Genomic DNA, 15,629 nt, shown 5'->3' with positions numbered 1-15,629 from the left:
GCGCGGTGACGGCGCTACTCCTTGGACTTGTCGTAGGTGGCGTTAGCGATGATCTCCTTCGCCTCATCCTGCGAGAACCCTTCCCCGCGCAGGCTGATCATCTCCATGGTGGACACGTTGCCGGTCTCGGAATTCTCCGCGGAGAGGAACAGGCCGTCCCAGTAGTCGCCGTCATCGTCCACGGCCTCGAAGTAGGACACGATCGCCTTGTCCGCGCCGTCCACCTCGGCGGCGTCGTCCCCCTTCGGCTCAATCTTCGTGTCCTGGGCGAAAATGTTGCCGTACAGCACGGCCGCGTTAGTCGCGTCCGCCTCATGCGCTACGCCGGTGTCCTTGCTCAGCCGGATCTGCACCGTCATCGCATCCTCGCTGTCGCGCGCGCCCACCACCCACGGGTCCTTAATGGAATCCGGGTCGCTGGACTGATCAAACTTGGACCAACCCTTCGGCACCCGGACAGTCAACGGCCCGGAGCTGACCTCCAGCATGCCGTTCGTCTCGCTTGTCTCGTTTGTGTTGTTTGTCTCGTTCGTCTCCTCTGCCCCGCATGCCACAACACCCAGGCACAGCGCTGCGGCGGCAGCCACGGAGAAGATTTTTCGCGTCATGTCAAGCCTCCCTTAATAGTTTTGGCTGCGATAGTACTGGCGGGGAGGTCACTGCTGCAGGGTTCTCACTTTCACAGTTGAAAGTGCGAAGCTTACGTCGCAAAGCAAAAAGGCCCCCTCCGCGTGGAGGGAGCCATTCTGTGGAGCATAGGAGAATCGAACTCCTGACATCCTGCTTGCAAAGCAGGTGCTCTACCAACTGAGCTAATGCCCCGTTGCCCTTTCGGGCAGTGGGCCTAGCAAGAATCGAACTTGCGACCTCATCGTTATCAGCGATGCGCTCTAACCGACTGAGCTATAGGCCCTTGGAACGAATAGGAATATTACAGAGCACCCCATGGACCTCCAAATCGCCAGCGTAACGGGCATAACGAGCGATTGCTTATCGACGTTTAAACCTCCGGTACGACGGGGGTATCGGGAGGGGGTGGGCGGTTTCCGAAAGTGGTGAACAATCCGGCGAGTTGGTGGCATGGGCAGGGATTATTCACTGCCGGTGGTGTGCAACGGCTGGTTATCGCGCCGCACCTGGTTTTCATTTATTCCACTGCAATTTATACGGTGGTTATTTCGGGTCCAAAACAGGCGTGATCGTTGAACAATGTGAGCGGTTTTTGGGCGGATTGGTGAACAATCAACAAGCTAGAAGGCCTAGAAACGTTGAACAATCGGCGCGAAGTGTTGAACGATCCGGCTCCTTCCCCGCCCCGGTTTACCTGCGCATACTCCTTGCATAAAGTCGTAGCCATCGAAGCAGCAACAACCCGCCGCCACTCACGAAGGAGCCACGAGATGCGCGCACCGATGAAGGCAAAAGCCGCAGCCGCAGGCGTACTCGCAGCAGCACTTACCCTCACCGGCATCCAGCCCGCCGCCGCCGACGATGCGGCGGACTTCGCCGCCCTCTCCGAGGCCGAATACACCGTCGACTCCGACAACGACGGCCTGCCGGACGAGTGGGAAACCGACGGCGTCGTGCTCCTGGACGGCACCGAACTGCGCCTCAACGACTGGGGCGTCGACCCCAACCGCCCCGACCTGTTCCTCCAGCTCAACTGGATGGCGCCGCACAACGGCAAGTCCTTCGCGCCGTCGCCGCAGGCGCTGCAGGACATGGTGGAGCTTTTCGACGACCACGGCATCGCGCTGCACATCGACGCGGGTGAGACCTTCACAAACATCCCCAACTACACGGAGTTTCACGGCGGCGAGGTGCTCCCCTACGAGCAGTTCTACTTCGACGACGAAATCGCCGGCGTGCGCCTGCTCAACGACATTGACACCCACCTAGGCGACCGCCAGAACGTCTTCCGCCTCGGCCTCATCGGCGACCAGATCGCCCGCGGCAACATGACCACCGGCGTGTCCATGATCGGCGACTCCTCCTTCTTCGTGGCCAACAACGCCGGGATCACCACGGACGATGAGCTGCGCAACACGATCCTCCACGAGTTCGGCCACACCCTGGGTCTGCGCCACAACGGCGCCGCCGACGTCACCCGTAGGCTGCCGCGCAGCCACTCCGCGGCGCCGGAGTACCGCTCCGTGATGAACTACGACTATCAGTTCTCCATCTTCAACTTCTCCGAGGAGGCCTACACCGCAGAAAGCCCCCGCGGCCCGGTCGAGGTCCCGGCGGACTGGGACGCGCTGAGGCTGAACAGCCCGCGCATCGGCCGCGACGCCATCGAGCTTGGTGCCCGCACCGTCTCCCACGGCGCTGTGGCGGCCACCCCGGCAAACCAGCCCGACCAGCCCGAGCAGGCAGACAAGCCGGCTGAGGCTCCCACCGACACGAACGTGGCGGCCATCATCGGCTCCGTCGTCGCGGTCCTGGCGGTGCTGGGCATCGCGGGCGCGGCTTACGCCTCCATGAACGGCCTGCTGCCCTTTTAGGCTCGCGCATCAACAACGCCCCGGCGCTTCCCACGCGGAGAAGCACCGGGGCGTTTCGGGCAATGTAGTGGCGGATGCCTCGCTGTCGATGAACTACTTCGCCCGGTTGGACATGGTGAAGTTGACGCCGCCTACCAGGTCCGCGATCGCGTTGTACATGATCACGGTCAGCGGGGCCATGATCACCTGGAAGAGGAACCCCACCAGGCCGAGCAGGCCGGCGGCGGACATCGCCAGTTTCATGTCCACCACCTGATCGCCGCCCACGCCGCCGATCAGCGAGTTGATGGATTCGACGACCCCGGCGCGCTCCAGCCCGTAGTAGACGAGCACGCAGGCGCCCATCCAGGCGATGAAGCCGAGGAAGGCCAGCAGCGTTGCCACCTTGAAGGCGGAGCCGGCGCCGATGTGGCGCACGGTCACTTTACGGACTGCCACGGGCTACTCCTTGTCCTCGCCGGAGGCGTCGTCGGCGGAAGCGCCGTCGCTAAGCGCCTGCTCGATGGTCTTCTGGCCCGTGGCCACGGCGGTGGCCTCCTCCTCGCCGGCGTCCTCGACGTTGCGGTCGATGGCCAGCAGGTCCACGCCGTCCGCGAGATCCACAAGACGCACGCCCATGGTGGCGCGGGAGGACGGGCGGATCTGGTCCACCTCGGTGCGGATTACGCCGCCGGCGGAGGTGATGGCGAAGATCTGGTCGTCCTCGGCCACCGCGAGCGCGCCGATGAGCTTGCCGCGCTTCGGGGTGTACTTGAAGGTCATCACACCCATGCCGCCGCGGCCCTGGGCGTTGTACTCCTCAACCGCGGTGCGCTTGCCGTAGCCGCCGGAGGTGGCCACCAGCAGGTACTCGCCGTCCTTGGCCACCGTCATGGCCAGCAGCTGGTCGTCGCCGCGGAAGCGCATGCCCTTCACACCGGCGGTGGCGCGGCCCATGGGGCGCAGCTGCTCGTCGTCCGCGGAGAAGCGGATGGACTGGCCCTGCTCGGACACCAGCAGCAGGTCGTCGTCCTCGCTGGCCAGCACGGCGCCGATGAGCGCGTCGCCCTCGTTGAGGTTGATGGCGATCAAGCCGGCGGAGCGCGCGGACTCGTAGTCGGTCAGGCGGGACTTCTTCACGCGGCCGTCGCGGGTGGCCAGCACCAGGTAAGGAGCGTCCTCGTAGGACTGGATCTGTATGATCTGGGCGATCTTCTCCTCCGGCTGGAATTCCAGCAGGTTGGCCACGTGCTGCCCGCGGGCGGTGCGGCCCGCCTCTGGCAGCTCGTAGGCCTTGAGGCGGTAGACGCGGCCGAAGTTGGTGAAGAAGAGGATCCAATCGTGCGTGGAGCAGATGAAGAAGTTCTTCACCACGTCGTCCTGCTTCAGCTCGGCGCCGCGCACGCCCTTCCCGCCGCGCTTCTGGGACTTGTAGGCGTCCACCTTCGTGCGCTTGGCGTAGCCGGTGGAGGTGATGGTGACCACCACGTTCTCGCGGGCGATGAGGTCTTCTTCGGTGACGTCGCCGGTGGCGGCGACGATCTGGGTGCGGCGCTCGTCGCCATACTTATCGACGATCTCTTTCAGCTCGTCGCCCACAATCTGGCGCTGACGCTCCGGCTTAGCCAGGATGTCCTTGTAGTCTGCGATCTGCTTCTCAATGGCGGCCAGGTCGTCGATGATCTTTTGGCGCTCCAGGGCCGCCAGGCGGCGCAGCTGCATAGCCAGGATCTCGTTGGCCTGGATCTCGTCGACGTCCAGCAGCTTGATCAGGCCCTCGCGCGCCTCGTCCACGGTGGCGGAGTTGCGGATCAGGGAGATGACCTCGTCCAACGCGTCGAGCGCCTTGACCAGGCCGCGCAGGATGTGGGCGCGCTTTTCCGCCTCGTCCAGGCGGTACTGGGTGCGGCGCACGATGACTTCGATCTGGTGCTTGACGTAGAAGCGCAGCATCTGGTCCAGGCGCAGGGTGCGCGGAACGCCGTCGACGATGCTGAGCATGTTGGCGGAGAAGTTCGTCTCCAGCGCGGAGTGCTTGTACAGGTTGTTCAGCACCACGCGCGGCACCGCGTCGCGCTTCAGCGTGACCACGATGCGCATGCCCACGCGGTCGGAGGATTCATCCTCGATCTTCGAGATGCCCACCATCTTGCCTGCGGTGACCTGCTCGGCGATGTTGTGGATGAAGTTGTCCGGGTTGACCTGGTACGGCAGTTCCGTGATGGTGATGACCTGGCGGTTGCCGATCTCTTCGATCTCCGTCACACCGCGCATGCGGATCGAACCGCGGCCGGTTGTGTAGGCGTCCTTGATGCCCTGGTCGCCCACGATGAGGCCTGCCGTGGGGAAGTCCGGGCCCTTCACGCGCTCCGTCACGGCGTCGAGGGTGGACTGCTCGTCGGCGTCGTGGTTCTCCAGGATCCAGTAGATCGCCTCCGCCAGCTCGTTGAGGTTGTGCGGCGGGATGTTGGTGGCCATGCCGACCGCAATGCCGTTGGAGCCGTTCATGAGCAGGTTGGGCACGCGCGACGGCAGGACGGTGGGCTCTTGGGTCTTGGAGTCGAAGTTCGGCGCGAAGTCCACGGAGTTTTCGCGGATGTCGCGAACCATCTCCATGGCGATCGGGGTGAGCTTGCACTCCGTGTAACGCATAGCGGCCGGACCGTCGTTGCCCGGCGAGCCGAAGTTGCCCTGGCCGTCCACCAGCGGGTAGCGCATGGCCCACGGCTGCGCCATGCGCACCAGGGTGTCGTAGATGGCGCTGTCGCCGTGCGGGTGGTAGTTACTCATGGTCTCGCCGACGGCCTTCACGCTCTTGACGTAGGAGCGCTCGGGGCGGAAGCCCGCGTCGTACATCGCGTAGATCACGCGGCGGTGCACCGGCTTCATGCCGTCGCGCACCTCGGGGAGGGCACGACCCACGATCACGCTCATGGCGTAATCGATGTAGCTGGTCTGCATCTCCTCGTTGATGTCGATTGGTTGAATGCGGTCCAAGCCGCCAGTGGTGTCATCAGCCATGGTTAAGCAGTTTAGCGGGCTTCTGTGCCTTTTCACGCTAGCCGCGTGGTATCACAGTGGTATGGCTATGACGCTCCGGCTGACCGCAGACGAGGACAAAGCGCTCGTGTTATTGGCTTCAGCGTGGGGGTGCTCGAAGCAGGAAGCCGCGCGGCGTGCGGTGGTCTCTACAGCATCGCGCCTGCTTGACGACGCCACCGTCACCGACCTCGCCCGCTCCCTCATCCCGTCCTATTCCGGAATGGAATCGCGCATCCGGCAGGCGCGCGGATGAGGGGCTTTTCCCCCGAGCAGCTCCTGGCCATCGCGGACGAGTACTGCTCCTTCCACGGCTGCCAGGTCCGCTCGTTCGCTGCCCTGGCCGCCTGCGCCGCCGTGCCCGGCGCCCGGCTCCACGGTGTGGCCGTGTTCGACTCCGTGGACGCTGCCGCCGCGGCGCTTTCTGAGGCCGTGGTGGCGCTTTCGCCGCTGTCGGACTCCAACGAGGGGTTCGCTGCTGTCGTGGCGGAGGTGTATCGGAGGTGGGCGGATGCTCGTCGATAAGCAACCGTTTTGTACGAACCAACATTTTTCAAAGGTTTCGGCCCTAAAACCCCAGGTCAAGAATTTTGGTTGTTGATTCGTACAAAACCGCGCTGGGTGAGAATGGCCCGCAACTGACCAATCAGCAATCCAAGCGTGCCTTGCGTGTAGCGCAATGCGGTCCACTGCTGGACAGCGAGCGCGCGGTCGACGGTGTTGTCGTAGATGCGCTGCTTCTTCTCCTCGTGGTGGATGCCGTCGTAGAACAACGCAATCTGGACTTCGGGGAACCCCAGGTCAGCACGGGTAAGCGGGCGTCCATCCTCAACAAATTCCACCTGTTCCTCCAATCGGAGCCCAAACTCCGCGGCCACCTTTGCAGCCAACAACCGCATCTCGGTTTCTTTCGGCGAATCCGCGAGCACGCTTGAAGACTTCAGCACCGACGCAAGCCAACGGACGGCCAGTCGGTTGTGGCCTACCTCTGAGATCTCCTCGGGGGTGAGCCCGAGAAAGCGGCGGCTGGCGTCGACGAGCTGGACCGCGCGCACAAACACCTCTTCATCCTCGGACCCGTGCACGGGCCACAAACATTGCTGAGTTCGGATGAGCTTGAGCGCCTGCACCACGGCAACAGGTGGCGCGGCCACGCTGATCGGTTCCCCGCGACACAACAGATGCCACGTTTCCCCTGGCCGGAGGGGTTTCCTCACCACCGTAGGAGTGAATTGGGTACCCCACTGCTTGCGCCCGCACGTCGGTGAGATTAAGACAGTGTCGTGCGCGTCCACCAGGTACGGCAGCCCGTACAAGGCCAGCGCGCCGAAGCCAGTGAGCGTGGTCCCCGGGTGCGTGAGCGCGTGGGCGGCTGCTCGGTACTCGGCCGGGACGGGATAGCGCACGCGATGCGGGTGGCGGACGGAATCGCGGATGACAATGCTGTCTGGGCGCAGCACGTGGCGCGGCACCTGGAACTTCCCGTTCACGCTGGTCATTCCGGGTAAAAGTCGCCCGGGGTTCGGGTAGAGCAGCGAGCCAGCGGTGCTGGTCATGCCGTTGTATGGGTGGGTCATGTGTCTTAGACGCGCGCAACCACCCGGCGGTTCCCCGCGCCGCCTAACATGTTCTCCATGAAGAAAACTGCCGCGGCGCTGACTGCCGCCTCCCTCACCGCTGCCGCGCTGACCGTGCCTGTATCCGCCTCCGCACAGGAGACCGCGATTTCGCAGCTGTCCTCGACCAGTTCGAAGGGGTCGTCCAAGCCGGACTACTACCCGGATTACGACAAGGGCATCGAGGCGCCGGAGAAGCGCGCCCTCGAGGGATCGTACACGGGCTCGGCGCCGATTTCCCTGGCCATTGCGCTGTTGAGCACTGTGGCTGTCGCGCAGATCATCGTGGATTTCGTGCCCCAGGCGCGCGAGGCGGTGGATAACGTGGCCAAGCAGTTCAACCTGGAGTGGGCCCCGGGGTCGTCGGAAGGCAACCGCATCATCCCGGCGCAGGAGATCACGGCGTTTGTGCAGTCCTACGCGGACGAGTACCTGCCCCAGCGGTAGCACCACCCCACCCCCTGTGTTACGGTTGTGCCCGTTGTGGTTGCAGTGATCCATGTGACTAATGGGAAGTCTGGGTACTGTGGTGGAAGAGCTGCAACCGAAAACGGCCGGTCCCGCACCGGCCGTTTTTCCCGTTAAACTGGCGGCCATGACTGATCTTTCCCAGCTGCTCGACGCAGCCAAGCGCCCCCAGGTCGTCCAGGAGATCACCTCCCTTGTCGACGACACCGTCTCCCGCCAGTCCGGCCTGACCGGCATGGCGCTCAAATCCGCCGTCGCCGCGGGCAAGAAGGCCGACGCGGATGCCGTTTCCAAGGGCGTGAACAAGTTCCTGCCGCAGATTGTGGAGGAGCTTAACCCCCACTGGTCCGCGTACCAGGAATCCGGTGAGCAGGGCTTCGGCCAGTTTTTGGCGGGCCGTGAGGATGACGTCGTCAAGTCCATGCTCGACGCCGGCGACAAGCAGGCCGATTCCATGCCCGGCCCGGTGAAGAAGGTCTACTCCACGCTGCGCGGCAAGGCCGCGAAGATCGTCGGCCCGTCGCTGCCGCAGCTCGGCGAGATCGTGGAGCGTTTTGCTTAGCGACGTCACCTTCGGCCCACCGCGCACGATTTAACATAAGGCCCCGGCGATATTTCCCCTACCTGGGGAAACGCCGGGGCCTTACGCGTTGAATGTCAGATCGTGCGCGACTAGACGTCCAGGAAGCGGACATCCTTCGCCTTGCGGGTGATAAAGGAGCGGCGCGCGGCCACGTCGTCGCCCATCAGGATGGAGAACAACTCGTCGGCGCGCTGGGCGTCCTCGAGCTCCACCTTGCGCAGGATGCGCGTATCCGGGTCGAGGGTGGTTTCCCACAGCTCCTTGGCGTTCATCTCGCCCAGACCCTTGTAGCGCTGGATGCCGTCGTCGGTGTTGATCTTGCGGCCAGCCTCCAGGCCCTCCGCCAGCTGAGCGTCGCGCTCGCGGTCGGAGAAGGCGTAGCCCGGCTCGCCCTTGCCCCACTTCAGCTTGTACAGCGGCGGGTTGGCCAGGAACACGTGGCCGTTTTCCACCAGCTCCGGCATGAAGCGGAACAGCAGCGTCAACAGCAAAGTTGCAATGTGCTGGCCGTCCACGTCCGCATCGGCCATGAGCACGATCTTGTGGTAGCGCAGCTTTTTGATGTCGAACTCGTCGTTGATGCCTGTGCCGAGCGCGGTGATGATGGCCTGGACCTCCGCATTTTTGAGCACGCGGTCCATGCGGGCCTTCTCTACGTTCAGGATCTTGCCACGCAGCGGCAGAATGGCCTGGTACATGGAGTCGCGGCCGCCCTTGGCGGAGCCGCCTGCAGAGTCGCCCTCCACGATGAACAGCTCGGACTTGGACGGGTCCTTGGAGCGGCAGTCCGCGAGCTTGCCGGGCAGCCCGCCCAGGTCGGTGGCGGACTTGCGGCGCACCAGGTCGCGGGCCTTGCGGGCCGCCTGGCGGGCTTGGGAGGAGGAGACGGCCTTGTTCACAATGGCCTTCGCCTCGGCCGGGTTGGCGTCGAACCAGTCCGAGATGTTCTCGTTGACGGCGCGCTGGACAAAGCCCTTGACCTCGGTGTTGCCCAGCTTCGTCTTGGTCTGGCCCTCGAACTGCGGGTCGGCCACGCGCACGGACACGACGGCGGCCAAGCCCTCGCGGCAGTCGTCGCCGGTGAGATTCGGCTCCTTGTCCTTGAGCAGCTTGTGGTCACGCGCGTACCGGTTCATCAGCGACGTCAGCGCGGCGCGGAAACCCTCCTCGTGGGTGCCGCCCTCGTGGGTGTTGATGGTGTTGGCGAAGGTGTGCACGGACTCCTTGAAGGAGCCGTTCCACTGCATGGCCACCTCGGCCTCCAGGCCGTCGCCCTTCTGGTCGAAGCCGATGATGGTCGGGTGGATCGCCGTCTTCGACTTGTTCAGGTGCTGCACGTAGTCGATCAGGCCGTCCGGGTAGTAGAAGGTGACCTTCTTTTCCCGCTTCTTCTTCACGTCCGGGGCGACCTCGTCGCCCGGCTCCACCGTGTCGCCGTCGCCGTCCTGGTCGACCTCGGACGCGTCGACGGTCTCGACCGAGTCGTCGAACGAGTCGCCGTCGATTGCTGCTGCCGTGTCGCCCTCTTCAGCGATGGCCTCGAGCTCGAGCTCCTCGTCGGTGACACGCTGGTCCGTCAGCGTGATGGTCAGGCCCTTGTTCAAAAACGCCATTTCCTGCAGGCGACGCGAGATGGTGTCGTAGTTGAAGTCGACGGTCTCGAAAATCTCCGCGTCCGGCCAGAAGCGGATGGAGGTGCCGGTGCCGCGGGCGTTGCCGCCCTCCACCAGCTCGTCCGGCACGGCCATCTTGAATTTCTGGTACCAGTGCTTGCCGTCGCGCTTGATGTCCGCCTCGACGCGGGTGGAAAGCGCGTTGACCACGGAAATGCCCACGCCGTGCAGGCCGCCGGAGACCGCGTAGGACTCCGAGTCGAACTTGCCGCCGGCGTGCAGCTGGGTCATCACCACCTGCACTGTCGGGGCGCCGGACGGGTGCATCTCCACCGGGATGCCGCGGCCGTTGTCCACGACCTCCACGCCGCCGTCTTCCAGCAGGGTGACGTCGACGCGGTCGGCGTAGCCCGCCATCGCCTCATCGACCGAGTTGTCCACGACCTCCCACACCAGGTGGTGCAGGCCACGCACGCCTGTCGAGCCGATGTACATGCCCGGGCGCTTGCGCACCGCCTCGAGGCCTTCGAGGATGGTGATCGATGACGCGTCGTAATGGGGTTGCTGCTCTGCCACTTTCGGGAAGCTCCTCCATGCGTGAATGTGGGCCTAAAGCCCGTTGAACCTGTCTCATCTTACACGGTGAGGGGGCCATACCGGGGACCCGTCCGGCCCGCGAGAGGGCGTTTCACGCGCGTTTTTCGCAGATGCTTACCCGTAGGTGTCGCGGGGGCCGCGGCCTTTGACATGCAGCGGCCCGTAACGCCAGCTCTTCGTCTTCGGCCCGTACACGTGCAGCTTGGTCACTACGTCCGGCCCGACCTTCGCCGCGATCGCTGCGAGCACCTCGCGCTGCATGTACTTCATCTGTGTGGCCCAGGCGGTGGAGTCGCAGCTGACGTGCACTTCGTTGTTCTTGATCATCTCCACCCGCGTGTGCTGCGCGATCTTCTCGCCCACCAGCTCGCCCCAGTGGCCCATCACCCACCCGTGCGCCATCTTCTCGGTCCAGTCGCGTTTGCGTATTTCGCTGCCCAGAAGGCTGCTGAATGACGACACTTTGTAGCTGCGCGGCAGTGCGCGCCCGTCGAGTCCTGTGGGGATGCCGCGGACATCTGCTTTACGACGTCCCTCCGGCACCTCAATTCCCGGAACCGTGATGGCGGCCTGTGGTCCGTCGTGAAGCGACGGTGTGTTGCGTCGCGGGACGGCGGAGCTGCCCTGGTGCGACAGGTCCGGCAGGCGGCCGCCGCGGCGGCGCGCGGTGTCGCGGACGGTGTCGAAGCTGCGCTTAATCAGATCGCTCAATGGCACTCACCCCGTCTTGCATGCTCACGCTGTAGCGCGCGGCCACGGCGTCGTCGAGGTTGCCGGGCAGATCGTCGCCCACCGCGGCGGTGACCAGGACCTGCTCGGCGTCGGAGGCGACGTGCACGAGGCGTTCGCGGCGCTTGGCGTCCAGCTCGGCGAAGACGTCGTCGAGGATGAGCACCGGGTCCGAACCCTCGCTGGCCAACAATTGGTATTCGGCCAGGTGCAGCGCCAACGCGTAGGACCAGGTTTCGCCGTGGGAGGCGTAGCCCTTCGCGGGCTGTTCGCCGAGCATGAGCGTTAAATCGTCGCGGTGGGGCCCCACCAGGGTCGCGCCCCGGTCGATCTCGTCCTTGCGGCGCCGGCCCAGCTCGGAGAGCATGGCGGCCTCGAACACCGCCGGGTCGCGCGAGGGCCCGCCGGCGAGCTCCGTCACCGCGCGGTCCAGCGTGGAGCTGTACGCCACCGACGCGGGGCGCGACTCCGGGGCGACGGACTGGTAGGCCTCGGTGATGCGGTCCGCCAACTCATCGACGAGCGCCAAGCGCCCCGCCACCACCTGCGCGCCGAGCGCCGCGAGCTGGCCGTCCCACACATCCAGAGTGGAAAGCGCGCTGGCGCCGTCTGCGTCCTGGTAGCCACGGCGCAACGCCATGTTCGAGCTTTTCAGCAGCGCGTTTCTCTGGCGCAGCACTTTCTCGTAATCCGCGCGGGCACCGCCGAGCCTTGGCGTGCGAAGCGCTGCGAGGTCGTCCAAGAACTTGCGACGCTCCGCCGGCTCACCCGTAATGAATCGCAGATCCTCCGGGGAAAACATGACCACCCGCAGCACTCCGAGCAGCTCCCGGGCGGATTTGAGCCGGGTGCGGTTGATCTGCGCTTGGTTCGCCCCGTGCGCCTTGATCAACAGATGCGTCGTCAGCGCCCGGCCCTCGTTGACCGTGGTGGCGGAGACGCGGGCATTGTCCGCGGAGGCGTGGATGAGCGGAGCATCCGTCGATACGCGGTGGCTCGACAACTTCGACGAGTAGTGAACCGCCTCAACGATGTTGGTCTTGCCGTGGCCGTTGCGGCCCGCAAACACCGTCACGCCCGGCTCAAGCTTGAGGTTCAGCTCGGGCCACGAGCGGAAATCACGCAGATCAAGCTCGCGGACGTGCATAGGCTAGCCCGGCAGGCGCACCGGCATGAGCAGGTAGGTGAAGTGGGTGTCCGGGGTAGGGAACGCGCCGTCCTCGCCGCGCTCCGGCATCTCCTCCGGCTGCGGGATCATGATCGCCGGGCGGGAAGCCTCCGTGAACCCGAACACGACGCGGTCGGTGCCGATCACCGACAGGCCGTCGCGAAGATAGCCCGCGTTGAACGCGATGAGCAGCTCATCGACGCCCGTAAACGCCGCCGGCAGCGTTTCCTGCGCCGCACCGGAATCCGCGCCGGAGGAAAACAGCGTCACCTCGCCCTCGGTGAAGTGCATGCGCAGCTGCGCGTTGCGGTCCGCGACCAGGCTGACGCGACGGATGGACTCCAACAGCGGCGCGACCTCCACCGACGCCATCGCGGTGTGTGTCTTCGGCAGCAGCGGAGCGACGTTGGGAAAGTCGGCATCCAGCATGCGCGTGGTGGTCTCGCGGTTGCCAGCGTGCAGGCCGAACAGGCCTTCGCCGCCGATGTTGTCGGCCGCGCCCGCAGCCAACTCCACCGGGTCGTCGATGCTGGTATCCAGCGTCCTCGCGTTATCCAGCAGCGTCTTCGCCGGGATGAGCAGATCCGCCTTCACGTCCGCGCTCGCCGGCTCCCACGTCAGGTGGCGCTGCGCCAGACGGAAACGGTCCGTGGCGGTAAGAGTGACATTTTCCCCGTCGATCTCCACGTGGATGCCGGTGAGCATCGGCAGCGTGTCGTCGCGGCCGGCAGCGGATGCCACCTGGGTCACCGCACCCGTCAGCGCCGCCGGAGAGATCCGGCCGGTGACCTCAGGCAGCTGCGGCACCTGCGGGTAATCGTCCAGGGCAATCAACGGCAGCTCGAAGCGGGAGGAGCGCGCCTTGAGCGTCATCACCTTGGAGTCAGTGCTGACCTCGATTGCGTCGTTCGGCATCGTGCCCACGATGTCCGCCAGGAGCTTGCCGGCCACGGCCACGCGACCCGGCTCGTTGACCTCGGCGCCGATGCGCACGTTGGTGGAAACCTCGTAGTCGAAGCCCGCGAACTCCAGGCCGTTGTCGTCGGCGGTAATTACAACCGCGCGAAGCACCGGCTGCGTGGACTTCGTGGGCAGGCTGCGGGCAACCCACGCCGCGGCGTCGGCGAGTTCGTCCTTGTGGACGCGAAACGACACATTGTTGTCCATGGCGGAGCGGTCTCCTTCGCTTTGGCATTCAGGCGGGCCCGCTCGCGCGGGCCCAGATCGGACACCACTCTACATTTGTCATTCTCGGCTGCGCACTCCGTGGTGGGCGGGTGCGGCGACGGGGCGGGCGGACTTTGTACACCCTCTCTTTCTCCAGATTGAATTACAAGAAGTAAAGAGGGGAACAACAGTAAGGGTTGGGGAATCTGTGGATCGAGGTGGTTTTGCGCCGGTCGCAGGGCGTGTCGCACGTGTGATTTGGGGTGTGGATAACTTGTGGACAACTCGGGGCCCCTGTGGATAGTTTCTCACCGTCCCTGAAATTACACAAACGGAAGCGCGTTCTTCCACCGCTTATGCACACGTTCTCCCCAGCGATGGAGGGTGTGACAGCGAACACAGTGTGACGCATCTGGCGAAACTACATCAGTGTAATTACACAGGTGTGGAAAGGTCTGTGGAAAGTGGTACAGGAGTGACAAGCGGGGAAATCGCGAGCTTGTGGGGGCGGAAGCGCTGGGGAAACTCGAAGAACGCGAAAACCCCGAAAACGACCCAAAACAGGCCATTTTCGGGGTTTGTGGGATGAAGAGGGACCTAGCGGCCGCGGGTGCGCGCCCGGTTCTTCACCACCTGGGTCAGTTCCTGGATCTCGTCGTAGGTGCCGCGGTTTTCCGTCATTTCCTTGCGGATCTTGCGGTCGGCGTACATCACGGTGGTGTGGTCCTTGCCGCCGAACTCGTCGCCGATCTTGGGCAGCGACAAGTCGGTCAGCTCGCGGCACAGATACATCGCAATCTGGCGCGCGTGGGCGACCTGCCTGGTCTTTCCGGCGCCGACGAGCTGGTCGAGGGAGACCTGGAAGTACTCGGCCGCGGCGTCCTTGATGGCCCCGGCGGTGATGTTCACGTCGCCTTCGTCGGGGAGGATGTCGCGAAGTGCTACCTGGGCGACTTCCATGGTGATCGGCTCGTTGATCAGCGAGGAGTAGGCGGACACGCGGATCAGCGCGCCTTCGAGCTCGCGGATGGAGGATTCGAACTGGGAGGCAATGAGCTCCAGCACGGAGTGGTCCACCTGGGTGCCGTCGGCGGCCGCCTTCTTCATCAGAATTGCGATGCGGGTTTCCAGGTCCGGCGGCTGCACGTCGGTGATCAATCCGCCTTCGAAGCGGGTGCGCAGGCGGTCTTCCAGTGTGTTCAGCTGCTTCGGCGGCCGGTCGGAGGACAAGATGATCTGCTTGTTGGCCTGGTGCAGCGCGTTGAAGGTGTGGAAGAACTCCTCCTGGGTGCCTTCTTTGCCTTCGAGGAACTGGATGTCGTCGACCATGAGGATGTCTAGGTTGCGGTAGCGCCGCTTGAAGGATTCCTGCCGGTCGTCGCGCACGGAGTTGATGTAGTCGTTGGTGAATTCTTCGGAGGAGACGTATTTGATGCGCAGGCCCGGCTGCAGCACGCGCGCGTAGTTGCCGGCGGCGTGCAACAGGTGTGTTTTGCCCAGGCCGGATCCGCCCCAGATGAACAGCGGGTTGTAGGCCTTGGCGGGGTTTTCTGCCACCGCGACGGCGGCGCCGTTGGCGAAGCGGTTTGAGGAGCCGATGACGAAGTTTTCAAAGGTGTACTTCGGGTTCAGGCTGGCTTCGCGGTCCGGGTCGTGCGCGGGTTTTTCGCGGGGGATGCGGCGGTCCACTGTGGGGTGGGCAGTTGCTTCTCGACGGCGTCCCGCCACCTGCGCCGCGTGCATCTGCGCCAGCTCGTCCAGTCCCATCGGGATCTGCTCCCCCACCTGCGGGGCTTCGACCTGGGATTGGGTGGGTTGCCAGTTGGTGGGCGCGTGCGGCTCCGGCGCTGGATCTGGTGCTGGCTGTTGGGCCGGTTCGGGCTCAGGCGCGGCCACGGACACGGCCAGGTTGTACGGCTGGCCGGTGTGGGAGGACAACAGTGCCTTGATGTGGGGAGCCAGGGACTCCTCGACGACATTTTTGGCGGCTTGGTGGGGTGCGGAAAGGAGCGCGTAGCCGTCGACAAGCACGACCGGCTTCATCAGCCGCAGGTAGGCGCGCTGCGCGGGGGTGAGGGTAGGCACGGACGAGGTGGCCTGCTCCGAGAGGCGCAGCAGTTCGTCGACGACGCCGCGCCACAGGTCCTCGAGGTGTTGGTCAGCCAA

At 64.7% G+C, this 15,629-nt stretch carries 14 protein-coding genes and 2 tRNA genes; 5 read left to right on the top strand and 11 right to left on the bottom strand.

Annotated features, from left to right (window positions below; genetic code table 11):
* Positions 1–14 precede the first annotated feature (14 nt).
* The 3 genes from CFOUR_RS00080 to CFOUR_RS00070 form a co-directional block, all read right to left on the bottom strand.
* On the bottom strand, positions 15–608 hold the full coding sequence (locus CFOUR_RS00080; RefSeq protein WP_085957047.1) for a hypothetical protein: 594 nt from the start codon (positions 606–608) through the stop codon (positions 15–17).
* Between the two features lie 141 nt (positions 609–749).
* Positions 750–822, bottom strand: a tRNA-Ala gene (locus CFOUR_RS00075).
* Between the two features lie 17 nt (positions 823–839).
* Positions 840–913, bottom strand: a tRNA-Ile gene (locus CFOUR_RS00070).
* Between the two features lie 487 nt (positions 914–1,400).
* Here CFOUR_RS00070 and CFOUR_RS00065 point away from each other — a divergent pair.
* Positions 1,401–2,504 (top strand): zinc-dependent metalloprotease, encoded by a 1,104-nt coding sequence (locus tag CFOUR_RS00065; protein ID WP_085957048.1) that lies wholly within the window; start codon positions 1,401–1,403, stop codon positions 2,502–2,504.
* A gap of 93 nt (positions 2,505–2,597) precedes the next feature.
* Here the strand turns inward: CFOUR_RS00065 and CFOUR_RS00060 are convergent, their stop codons facing one another.
* Together CFOUR_RS00060 and gyrA are read right to left on the bottom strand one after the other, a co-directional pair.
* Positions 2,598–2,942: a DUF3566 domain-containing protein gene (locus CFOUR_RS00060; protein ID WP_085957049.1), complete on the bottom strand. Its 345-nt coding sequence runs from the start codon at positions 2,940–2,942 to the stop codon at positions 2,598–2,600.
* 3 nt (positions 2,943–2,945) lie between these two features.
* Entirely contained in the window at positions 2,946–5,504 is a 2,559-nt protein-coding gene (gyrA, locus tag CFOUR_RS00055; protein WP_085957050.1) for a DNA gyrase subunit A, read from the bottom strand.
* Between the two features lie 61 nt (positions 5,505–5,565).
* Here gyrA and CFOUR_RS00050 point away from each other — a divergent pair, with 61 nt between their 5' ends.
* A complete protein-coding gene (locus CFOUR_RS00050; RefSeq protein ID WP_085958370.1) occupies positions 5,566–5,778 on the top strand; it encodes a CopG family transcriptional regulator in 213 nt (70 codons plus the stop codon).
* On the top strand, positions 5,775–6,047 hold the full coding sequence (locus tag CFOUR_RS00045; protein ID WP_085957051.1) for a TetR family transcriptional regulator: 273 nt from the start codon (positions 5,775–5,777) through the stop codon (positions 6,045–6,047). Before CFOUR_RS00050 ends, CFOUR_RS00045 begins: the two co-directional genes overlap by 4 nt.
* Positions 6,048–6,103: 56 nt before the next feature.
* Here CFOUR_RS00045 and CFOUR_RS00040 read toward each other — a convergent pair whose 3' ends face one another.
* A complete protein-coding gene (locus CFOUR_RS00040; RefSeq protein ID WP_085957052.1) occupies positions 6,104–7,078 on the bottom strand; it encodes a putative endonuclease domain-containing protein in 975 nt (324 codons plus the stop codon).
* A 78-nt stretch (positions 7,079–7,156) separates the two neighbouring features.
* On the opposite strand from CFOUR_RS00040, the gene CFOUR_RS00035 reads away from it, so the two are divergent.
* Both CFOUR_RS00035 and CFOUR_RS00030 read left to right on the top strand, forming a co-directional pair.
* A complete protein-coding gene (locus tag CFOUR_RS00035; RefSeq protein WP_143338968.1) occupies positions 7,157–7,585 on the top strand; it encodes a hypothetical protein in 429 nt (142 codons plus the stop codon).
* A gap of 148 nt (positions 7,586–7,733) precedes the next feature.
* Entirely contained in the window at positions 7,734–8,168 is a 435-nt protein-coding gene (locus tag CFOUR_RS00030; RefSeq protein WP_085957054.1) for a DUF6918 family protein, read from the top strand.
* Positions 8,169–8,278: 110 nt separating this feature from the next.
* Here the strand turns inward: CFOUR_RS00030 and gyrB are convergent, their stop codons facing one another.
* The 5 genes from gyrB to dnaA form a co-directional block, all read right to left on the bottom strand.
* Positions 8,279–10,378 (bottom strand): DNA topoisomerase (ATP-hydrolyzing) subunit B, encoded by a 2,100-nt coding sequence (gene gyrB / locus CFOUR_RS00025; RefSeq protein ID WP_085957055.1) that lies wholly within the window; start codon positions 10,376–10,378, stop codon positions 8,279–8,281.
* 135 nt (positions 10,379–10,513) lie between these two features.
* On the bottom strand, positions 10,514–11,110 hold the full coding sequence (locus CFOUR_RS00020; RefSeq protein ID WP_085957056.1) for a DciA family protein: 597 nt from the start codon (positions 11,108–11,110) through the stop codon (positions 10,514–10,516).
* Positions 11,094–12,275, bottom strand: coding sequence for a DNA replication/repair protein RecF (gene recF / locus CFOUR_RS00015; RefSeq protein WP_085957057.1), 1,182 nt, complete (start codon positions 12,273–12,275; stop codon positions 11,094–11,096). Before recF ends, CFOUR_RS00020 begins: the two co-directional genes overlap by 17 nt.
* Before the next feature lie 3 nt (positions 12,276–12,278).
* Positions 12,279–13,463 (bottom strand): DNA polymerase III subunit beta, encoded by a 1,185-nt coding sequence (gene dnaN / locus CFOUR_RS00010; protein ID WP_085957058.1) that lies wholly within the window; start codon positions 13,461–13,463, stop codon positions 12,279–12,281.
* 597 nt (positions 13,464–14,060) lie between these two features.
* Positions 14,061–15,629: a chromosomal replication initiator protein DnaA gene (dnaA, locus tag CFOUR_RS00005; protein WP_085957059.1), complete on the bottom strand. Its 1,569-nt coding sequence runs from the start codon at positions 15,627–15,629 to the stop codon at positions 14,061–14,063.

The sequence above is a fragment of the Corynebacterium fournieri genome (genome assembly GCF_030408775.1).
In the GTDB taxonomy this organism is placed as follows: domain Bacteria; phylum Actinomycetota; class Actinomycetes; order Mycobacteriales; family Mycobacteriaceae; genus Corynebacterium; species Corynebacterium fournieri.
The sequence above is the reverse complement of the archived record's forward strand: the minus strand, read 5'-3'. Positions and strand labels throughout refer to the sequence as shown.